General features: G+C 69.3%; 1 protein-coding gene. It reads right to left on the bottom strand.

Annotation, left to right across the window (positions count from 1 at the left end; genetic code table 11):
• Window positions 1–569: TerD family protein (locus V1L54_RS29300; protein WP_330121190.1), on the bottom strand; the 569-nt coding region annotated here is incomplete at its 3' end.
• Window positions 570–573 lie beyond the last annotated feature (4 nt).

Below are 573 nucleotides of genomic sequence, written 5' to 3'. Positions count from 1 at the left end.
GGCAGCATCGACGGCATCAGGTCCTGGAAGGTGCGGCCGTTGGCCTCGGCGCCGATGGCGGTCATCTGCCAGCCGCTGCCCTGGCGGTGCACCTTGGCCATGATCTGCGCGGTGTACTGGCCCCCGCCGGTCAGGGTGTAGCGCGCCAGCTCCTGGCCGTTGGTCTCGTCCACCAGCCGGCAGAAGGCGTTCTGCACCTCGGCGAACGTCTGCCCGGTGAAGGAGTTCACGGTGAAGATGATCTGGTCGATGTGGACCGGCACCCGCTGGAGATCCACCAGGATCGCCTCGTCGTCGCCGCCCTGTCCGGCACCGCCGACCAGGTTGTCGCCGGTGTGCCGCACCGAGCCGTCATCGCTGACCAGGTGCCGGAAGAACACCACGTCCTTCGGCTCCTGCCCGGCGAAGAGCACGGCCGAGGCGTCGAGGTCGATCTCCTGGGTGCGCCTGCCGAACAGCCCCCGGCGGGGGGCCGCCTGCCAACCGAGTCCCATCCGCACCGCGGTCAGGGTGCCCCCGTCGGACTTCTGCAGGCTGATCGCCTGTCCCTTGGACAAGTTGACCGTCACGTGC

This window comes from Streptomyces rubellus, assembly GCF_036323805.1.
Classification (GTDB): domain Bacteria; phylum Actinomycetota; class Actinomycetes; order Streptomycetales; family Streptomycetaceae; genus Streptomyces.
This window is presented reverse-complemented; position numbering and strand designations above follow the sequence as displayed.